This is a genomic window from Nocardia sp. NPDC050713 (assembly GCF_040654315.1).
GTDB lineage: Bacteria > Actinomycetota > Actinomycetes > Mycobacteriales > Mycobacteriaceae > Nocardia.
Genome location: NZ_JBFAHS010000014.1, coordinates 243617 through 250714 on the forward strand (window position 1 = coordinate 243617; position 7098 = coordinate 250714).

8 protein-coding genes are annotated in these 7098 nt (G+C 69.4%); 4 read left to right on the forward strand and 4 right to left on the reverse strand.

Annotated features, from left to right (window positions below; genetic code table 11):
- Positions 1–104: 104 nt before the first annotated feature.
- Both AB0H49_RS25320 and lspA read right to left on the reverse strand, forming a co-directional pair.
- Positions 105–1031, reverse strand: a complete 927-nt coding sequence (locus AB0H49_RS25320; RefSeq protein WP_355004278.1) for an RluA family pseudouridine synthase — start codon at positions 1029–1031, stop codon at positions 105–107.
- Entirely contained in the window at positions 1028–1714 is a 687-nt protein-coding gene (gene lspA / locus AB0H49_RS25325; RefSeq protein ID WP_355004279.1) for a signal peptidase II, read from the reverse strand. Before lspA ends, AB0H49_RS25320 begins: the two co-directional genes overlap by 4 nt.
- Positions 1715–1832: 118 nt before the next feature.
- On the opposite strand from lspA, the gene AB0H49_RS25330 reads away from it, so the two are divergent.
- The 3 genes from AB0H49_RS25330 to AB0H49_RS25340 all read left to right on the forward strand — a co-directional run bounded on the left by AB0H49_RS25330 (position 1833) and on the right by AB0H49_RS25340 (position 4076).
- On the forward strand, positions 1833–2780 hold the full coding sequence (locus AB0H49_RS25330) for a hypothetical protein (protein WP_355004280.1): 948 nt from the start codon (positions 1833–1835) through the stop codon (positions 2778–2780).
- On the forward strand, positions 2768–3490 hold the full coding sequence (locus AB0H49_RS25335) for a hypothetical protein (protein WP_355004281.1): 723 nt from the start codon (positions 2768–2770) through the stop codon (positions 3488–3490). The genes AB0H49_RS25330 and AB0H49_RS25335 overlap by 13 nt, the downstream gene beginning before the upstream one ends.
- Positions 3491–3608: 118 nt before the next feature.
- Positions 3609–4076: a VOC family protein gene (locus AB0H49_RS25340; protein WP_357254838.1), complete on the forward strand. Its 468-nt coding sequence runs from the start codon at positions 3609–3611 to the stop codon at positions 4074–4076.
- A 1-nt stretch (position 4077) separates the two neighbouring features.
- Here the strand turns inward: AB0H49_RS25340 and AB0H49_RS25345 are convergent, their stop codons facing one another.
- Positions 4078–4500: a Rieske (2Fe-2S) protein gene (locus AB0H49_RS25345; RefSeq protein ID WP_357254840.1), complete on the reverse strand. Its 423-nt coding sequence runs from the start codon at positions 4498–4500 to the stop codon at positions 4078–4080.
- Positions 4501–4660: 160 nt separating this feature from the next.
- On the opposite strand from AB0H49_RS25345, the gene AB0H49_RS25350 reads away from it, so the two are divergent.
- Positions 4661–5293: an AAA family ATPase gene (locus AB0H49_RS25350; protein WP_357254842.1), complete on the forward strand. Its 633-nt coding sequence runs from the start codon at positions 4661–4663 to the stop codon at positions 5291–5293.
- Between the two features lie 102 nt (positions 5294–5395).
- Here the strand turns inward: AB0H49_RS25350 and acs are convergent.
- Positions 5396–7098, reverse strand: a 1703-nt coding sequence (acs, locus tag AB0H49_RS25355) for an acetate--CoA ligase (protein WP_357254844.1), incomplete at its 5' end; no start/stop codon positions are given.

Below are 7098 nucleotides of genomic sequence, written 5' to 3' on the forward strand. Positions count from 1 at the left end.
CGCGTGGTCCGCGGAATCCTGCAGCGCGCGGGTGGTTCGTTGCCGGGCTCTCGGATCCGCCGGCAACGCCACCTTCGCGACGCTCCGCACCGGACTCCGAGCGCTCACGCATTGCGCAGGACGTCCAGCGCGTTCTTCAGATCGTCCGGGTACTCACTGGTGATCTCGATCCAGCGCCCGTCGGCGGGATGGGCGAAGCCGAGCGAGCGGGCGTGCAACCACTGCCGTTGCAGACCGAGGCGTTCGGCGAGGCGCGGGTCGGCGCCGTAGGTGAGATCACCGCAGCATGGGTGCCGGATCGCCGAGAAGTGCACGCGTATCTGGTGGGTGCGCCCGGTCTCCAGGTGGATGTCCAGCAGGCTGGCCGCCTGGAACGCCTCGACGGTGTCGTAGTGGGTGACGCTCGGCCGTCCGTCGGCGGTGACCGCGAACTTCCAGTCGTTGCCGCGGGCCCGGCCGATGGGCGCGTCGATGGTGCCGCTGCTCGGATCGGGATGTCCCTGCACCAGCGCGTGATAGCGCTTGTCGACGGTGCGCTGCTTGAACGCCCGCTTGAGCACGGTGTAGGCGTGCTCGGACTGGGCGACCACCATCACACCGGAGGTGCCGACGTCGAGCCGGTGCACGATGCCTTGGCGCTCGTGCGCGCCGGAGGTGGAGATCCGGTATCCGGCCGCGGCCAGCCCGCCGACCACGGTCGGGCCCGTCCAGCCGACGCCGGTGTGCGCCGCGACGCCGACCGGCTTGTCCACCGCGACGATGTCGTCGTCGGCGTAGAGGATCTTCATGCCCTCCACCGGCGCGGCCTCGATGGTGAGTTCCCGCTTGGGCTCGGGGAATTCGACCTCCAGCCAGGCGCCCGCGACGAGCCGGTCGGACTTGCCCGCGGGCACGCCGTCCAGCTGCACCGAGCCCTCGGCGGTGAGCGCGGCCACCGCGGTGCGCGACAACCCGAGCAGGCGGGAGAGGCCCGCGTCGACCCGCATGCCGTCGAGCCCGTCGGGCACGGGCATGGTTCTGGTCTCTCTCATGCCGCGTTCTCCTCTTCGGCGCCGCCCGGCGTGTCTTTGTTCGGCTCAGCTTTCTTCGGCTCGTCCTTCTCGGGTTCGGCCTCCGCGAGCGGTTCGGGTCGTGCCGTCGCGGCCTCCTCCTCGTCCGCGTCGTGGCCGGTCCGGGTGCCGTCGGGCTCGAAGCCGAACACGGTCAGCACCACGAGCAGGATCGCGCCGCAGACGATCGCCGAGTCCGCCACGTTGAACACCGGCCACCAGCCGATCGCGACGAAGTCGACGACGTGGCCCTGCAACGGTCCCGGCGCGCGGAAGAGCCGGTCGACCAGGTTGCCCAGCGCGCCGCCGAGCACCATGCCGAGCCCGATCGCCCACCACAGCGAGCGCAGCGTGCGCCCGATGCGGATCACGCCGATCACCACGGCGGCGGCGACCAGCGTCAGCAGCCAGGTCATGCCGGTGGCCATGGAGAACGCGGCGCCGGGATTGCGCACCAGAGTGAACCGCGCGAAATCGCCGATCAGATACACGGGCTCGCCCGGCCGGAGCTTGGCCACCGCGATCGTCTTGGTGAGCAGATCGAGGCCGAACAGCACCGCGGCGATGATCAGCAGGGTCCGCAACCGTAGCGGCGGGGTCGTCTTTCGCACCGTGTCGGCGGTGTTGTCCTCGGGCGGCCGGTCGTCACTCACGCCGATCATCATCTCTCGAGCACCGCGCGCGCCGCGCCGCGCCTCCTCGCGGCGTGTTCGCAACGCGCCCGGCGGCACGCAAGGCGAATGTCCCAGCTGACACTCAGGAAGCGGTCGTATCGTGTTGCTCGTGACGGTGTTGTCTTCTTCTCACCTGCCCCGGTTCGCGCGCTCGAGTGTGTTGCTCGTCGTGCTCGCGGTCGGGCTTTCCGCCTTCGGCGTCGCCTGCGGCGACGACACCGAGGCGCCCGCGGCCACCGAAGGGACCGAGCCGCTGGGCATGCCCAAGGAAGTGACCGTGCCGATCTCGGCCGCGGCGGCGACGCTCCTCTCGCCCGGCGCCGAGCCGCGCGACGTGCTGCGGCCGCATTTCGTCGTCGGCACCGACCAGCGGGTGACCCTGCGCACCGATCACCGCATCGAGCAGCAGATCAACGACCAGCCCAGGCGCGACTTCTCCACGCCCGCGCTGACCATCCCGATGACCGCCGAGACCAGCGCCGAGGGCGTCGACCTCGTCATCGGCGCGGTATCCACGCCCGACCCGCTGTTGAACAAGGCGCTCACCGCCGCCGACGGCTCGCACGCCGGCTTCGATTTCAGCGACGACGGCGCCATCACCGCGCTGCGGCTCGCCCCGTCACCGGACACCTCCAACGCCGCGCGCGCCGCGCTGGAGCAAGCGTTCTACCAGGCCGTCTATCGCTCGATCATGTTCCCCGACGAGCCGGTGGGCGAGGGCGCGGTGTGGACCGTGCACCAAGAGGTGACCGGCGGCGTGACGCTCGACCAGGTCACCACCGCGACGCTGACCGAGCGCGACGGCGACCGGCTGACCATCCAGCTGAACGTGACGCAGACCCCGAAGTCCGCGAAGTGGTCGCTGCCCAACAACGCGGGCACCCTCGACATCGAGGACTACGTGATGCAGGGCACCGGGACCATCACCGTCGACCTGGGCTTGCCGCTGCCGGTGGCGGGCTCCATCACCGTCGGCGGTCATCAGGCCTACCGTGATCCGCGCAGCGCGAGCATGTTGCAGCAGACCATCACCACGCAGGTCTCGTGGGCGGAGTGACACGCGGCCTGCTGCTCGCGGTGACGAGTGCGGCGGTGATCGCGGGCTGCGGATCGGAGCAGGAGCAACCGTCCGCTCCCGACCTGCCGCCGCTCGGTCCCGCGGTCGCGGCAGCCGCCGTGCCGGGTCCGCCGCTGATCGATCCGGACGAGCTGGCCCGCCGCCTGCTCGGCCCCGCCGACCTGCCCGGCATGACTCCGGTGCTCGATTCCCGCTCGCCGGGACAGGCCCAGACCGCCGGACCCACGGCCGAGACGCGCCCCGCCCGGTGCGCTCAGGTGCTGCTGCCGCTGGCCGAGCAGGGCACCGAACCGCTGACCTGGAATACCGTCGCCTACAACGGTCCGAGCTTCTCCAGTATCGATATCGATGCCGCGAGTTATGCGCCGGAGAAATTGGCGGACGCCTTTTCTTCGGTGCAGCGGACATTGCGCGAATGCACCCATTATTCCGGCAACGACGCGGACGGGACGTCGATCGAATACCGGCTCGGCGGTCTGGAACAACCGGCCGTCGGGGACGCCTCGACGGCATTCCAGCTGCGGACCTCCAGCGCCGGGTTCACCCTGGTCTCGGTCGTCTCGATCGTTCAGGTGGGTTCGGTATTGGCGCAGGTCACCATTACCGCGCCGGACTCGGTGGAGCCCGCGGCGCTGACCGAGCTGACGGCCGATCAGGTGGACAGGCTGCGCGGTGTCGCCGGGCCGTGAGCACCGGGCGTAGTTCCGGGCTGAATTCGATAGATCTTTCGGCCGATCGGGCGATTTCGGCGGGCTCTCGGGAATAGGCTCGCCCTATCCGAGACAACGCCTCGATCGGAGGTCCCCAATGTCCGATGTGAAACCCGTCCCCGACGGATATCCGGCGGTATCGCCGGGCCTGGCGATCGACGGCGCCGCGGCCGCGATCGATTTCTACAAGCAGGTGTTCGGCGCCGCGGAGCGGATGCGTATGCCACGCCCTGACGGCAAGATCGCGCACTGCGAACTCACGCTCGGCGATTCGGTCATCATGCTCGGCGACCCGGCGCCGGACATGGAATTCCTCGACCCCAAGACGGTCGGCGGCACGCCCGTCAACATCTACGTCTACGTCGAAGACGCCGACGCGTCCTTCGTGGCCGCCATCGCGGGCGGCGCCAGGGAACTGACGCCGATGACCACCCAGTTCTACGGTGACCGCAGCGGTGCGTTCGAAGACCCGTGGGGACACCGTTGGACGGTGGCCACGCACGTGGAGGACATCTCCCCGGAGGAGATGGACCGGCGCATGGCGGAGATGTTCGGCGACGACTAAGTCATCCAGAGAGGACCGAATCACCCTCCACCCGAACAACTTTGGATGTCAGCGGGCGCTGGGCCGGCCCGGCGACGACGGAGCCGTCCAGGCCGAACTTGCTGCCGTGACAGAGACAGTTGACGGTGCCGCCGGTCACCTCGCCGACTCGGCAGCCCGCGTGCGTGCAGGTGCTGTCCAAACCGACGAAGACGCCCGCGCTCGGCTGGGTGACCACCGTGTCACCCGCGATCACGCCGCCGCCGACAGGAACGTCGGCGGTCTTGACCAGAACCGTCGGGCCACCGGACCGCGCCGCGGACGCTGCCGTGTCGTTCCCGGAGGCGCCGCACGCCGCGAGCGCGGTGGCGGCCAGCACTCCGGCTCCGACTACCACGGTGCGGCGGTCGAGTAGCGAATCGTTGTCGTCCCTGGTGCTTTTCATGCGGATCTCCTCGAACTCAGCCGCGCCGGTGCCGAGCCGATCCCGCCCGAACCGACGTCCTCACCTACCACGTCCCAGGAGCCGCAACGGTTCAGCTGCCGCGGGGTTCACAGCCGAGCACCTCGGAGACCGATTCGGCAGCGACGCCTACGCTGGCGAGATGCTGGTTTGGATCAACGGTCCGTTCGGTGGCGGAAAGACGCAGACAGCGCACGAGCTGGCGCGGCGGGTGCCGGGTGCGGTGCTCTGCGATCCAGAACACGTCGGTTTCGGGCTGCACCGGATGGCGCCGCCGGACTTGCGCGCCGACTTCCAGGATTTCGCGAGCTGGCGGCACGGTGTGCGCGAGGTGCTCGAACTGGCGCTGACGCGGCACGGCGGGCCGGTGTTCGCGCCGATGACGGTGGTGGAACCGAAGTACCTCGCCGAGATTCTCGACCCGCTCCGCGAAAGGGGCCACGAGGTGCACCATTTCGCCCTGCTGGCGCAGCGCGAGGTGGTGTTGCGACGACTGCGGGAGCGCGGCTTCGGGCATCTCGCGCAGAAGCTCACCGGACGCGACGCTCCGCTGTGGCGGGAGAGCTGGGCGGTGTCCAAGCTGGACCTGTGTCTGGAGCGGTTGGTGGGCCCCGAGTTCGCGATGCAGATCTGGACCGACGAAATGACGGTGCCCGAAGTCGCCGACCGTATCGGTGCGGCGGTGGGTCTTTCGCTGCGACCCAATACCGACAGCGAGCTACGCGGAGCCCTCCGCCGTGCCTGGGTCGGCGTCCGTCATATCCGCTTCGACTGAGCGGCAACGCATTCCGCTGCCGACGCCGGAGTGCTTTTCGGTGGCGCGAGGGCGGCGGACCCGATCCCCCTCACGGACCGGGTACGCCGCCCGCGCGCCGGGTCAGCCGCGGGCGATGGCCTCGAAGACCTTGGGGTCGACGAGGGTGGAAGTGTCGCCGAGTTCGCGGCCTTCGGCGACGTCGCGCAGCAGGCGGCGCATGATCTTGCCGCTGCGGGTTTTGGGGAGTTCGGGCACGACGTGGATTTCGCGTGGTTTGGCGATGGGGCTGATCTCGCGGGCGACTTCGGCCTTGAGTTCGTCGACGAGCGTTTGGCCGGTGTCTTTGGCTTCGGCGGTGAGGATGACGAAGGCGACGATGCCTTGGCCGGTGGTGGTGTCGGTGGCGCCGACGACGGCGGCTTCGGCGACGCCGGAGTGTCCGACGAGGGCGGATTCGACTTCGGCGGTGGAGATGCGGTGGCCGGAGACGTTCATGACGTCGTCGACCCGGCCGAGCACCCAGAGCGCCCCGTCCTCGTCCACCTTCGCGCCGTCACCGGCGAAGTACCAGCCGTCGGAAGCGAAACGTGCCCAATAGGTTTCGCGGAACCGGTCCATGTCGCCCCAGATCCCGCGCAGCATGGACGGCCACGGCTGGTCCAGCACCAGGAGACCGGAGCGGCCGCGCTCGAGGCCGGTGCCGTCGTCGTCGACGACCTGCGCGGAGATGCCGGGCAGCGGGGTCATCGCGGCGCCGGGTTTGGCGGCGGTGACGCCGGGCAGCGGGGAGATCATGATGGCGCCGGTCTCGGTCTGCCACCAGGTGTCCACGATCGGAGTCCGATTGCCGCCGATCACCTCTCGATACCACCGCCACGCCTCGGGATTGATCGGCTCACCGACCGAGCCGAGAAGTCGCAGCGAGGAAAGGTCGTGCGCGTCGGGGATCTCGCGCCCCCATTTCATGAACGTGCGCACCAGGGTCGGCGCGGTGTAATAGATGGTGACGCCGTACTTTTCGATGATCTCGAAGTGCCGGTGCTCGGTGGGGGAGTTGGGGGTGCCTTCGTAGACGACCTGGGTGGCGCGGTTGGACAGGGGCCCGTAGACGATGTAGCTGTGGCCGGTGACCCAGCCGATGTCGGCGGTGCACCAGTAGACGTCTTGTCCTGGTTTGTGGTCGAAGACGTAGTGGTGGGTGTAGGAGGTTTGGGTGAGGTAGCCGCCGGAGGTGTGCAGGATGCCTTTGGGTTTTCCGGTGGTGCCGGAGGTGTAGAGGATGAACAGCGGGTGCTCGGCGTCGAAGGGCTGGGCTTCGTGCTCAGGAGAAGCGGCCTCGACGGTCTCGTGCCACCACAGGTCGCGACCCTCGGTCCAGGGGACCTCGATGTTCGTGCGGCGCACCACCAGCACGTGTTCCGCGCTGGAATCCCCGTCGGCGAGCGCCTCGTCGACCGCGGCCTTGAGTGGGGCGGCGGCCCCGCGCCGCCACTGCCCGTCGGTCGTGATCACCAGTCGCGCGCCCGCGTCGTCGACGCGCTGGCGCAGGGCGGTGGGGGAGAAGCCCGCGAACACCACCGAGTGGGTGAGCCCGAGCCGCGCGCAGGCGAGCATCGAGACGATCGCCTCGGGCACCATCGGCATGTAGATGGCCACCCGGTCACCCGCCCGCAGGCCGAGTTCGGTGAGATAGTTCGCCGCCCGGCAGACATCGGCGAGCAGTTCGGCGTAGGTGATGTCGCGGGAGTCGCCCGGTTCGCCTTCCCAGTGGATGGCGACCTGGTCGCCGTGACCATCGAGGACGTGACGGTCCACGCAGTTGT

Excerpts from the sequence above, each read along its gene's own strand:
- AB0H49_RS25350 (WP_357254842.1), top strand. The coding sequence starts at position 4,661 with ATGCTGGTTTGGATCAACGGTCCGTTCGGTGGCGGAAAGACGCAGACA.
- AB0H49_RS25345 (WP_357254840.1), bottom strand. The coding sequence starts at position 4,500 with ATGAAAAGCACCAGGGACGACAACGATTCGCTACTCGACCGCCGCACC.
- AB0H49_RS25320 (WP_355004278.1), bottom strand. The coding sequence starts at position 1,031 with ATGAGAGAGACCAGAACCATGCCCGTGCCCGACGGGCTCGACGGCATG.
- lspA (WP_355004279.1), bottom strand. The coding sequence starts at position 1,714 with ATGATGATCGGCGTGAGTGACGACCGGCCGCCCGAGGACAACACCGCC.
- AB0H49_RS25340 (WP_357254838.1), top strand. The coding sequence starts at position 3,609 with ATGTCCGATGTGAAACCCGTCCCCGACGGATATCCGGCGGTATCGCCG.